Annotated in this window: 1 protein-coding gene; it reads left to right on the top strand. The window is 46.2% G+C overall.

Annotated features, from left to right (window positions below; all coding sequences use genetic code 11):
- Nucleotides 1-61: 61 nt before the first annotated feature.
- Nucleotides 62-587 (top strand): glycosyltransferase N-terminal domain-containing protein (locus A3738_RS06890; RefSeq protein WP_304440074.1); only part of this gene is annotated, 526 nt, incomplete at its 3' end.

Genomic DNA, 587 nt, shown 5'->3' with positions numbered 1-587 from the left:
TGATTGGGCAGTTTTTCGCACTAAGGTATACTCGCGAGCTGTTCGATGAGGCGCTTTGTATATGGTCCGGTTAGTTTACTCAATTATTATTGCGATCTGCATTCCTTTTGTGCTGTTGCACTTATTGCTTCGAGGGATTCGCTCGCCTGAGTATCGATCACGTCGCTTGGAGCGTTTAGGCTTTTTTAAGGCCCCAGAACAAGCTCAAGATTTTTGGATTCATGCTGTTTCCGTCGGAGAGTTGCTTGCGGCCGAACCTATTATTCGAGAGCTGCAAACTCGTTATCCTGCAAAGCGTATTACTGTCACGACAATGACGCCTACGAGCTCTGCATTGGTGAGTAAGCTATTTGGTGACTCTGTTTATCATGTATATGCCCCATATGATTTTCCGTTGTTTGTCGGTGCGTTTCTTAAGCGTATTCGTCCCAAGTTTGTAATCATCATGGAAACTGAGCTTTGGCCGAATATGCTGCATGGTGCGCAGAAGGCGGGTTGTTCTGTGGTACTAGCTAATGCTCGCTTATCTGGGCGTTCTGCGCGAGGTTATAAGCGCTTTTTGCTACTGCTTTCGTGGCTTTTTGATA

It is taken from the genome of Oleiphilus sp. HI0066, from assembly GCF_001635725.1.
The sequence above is the reverse complement of the archived record's forward strand: the minus strand, read 5'-3'. Positions and strand labels throughout refer to the sequence as shown.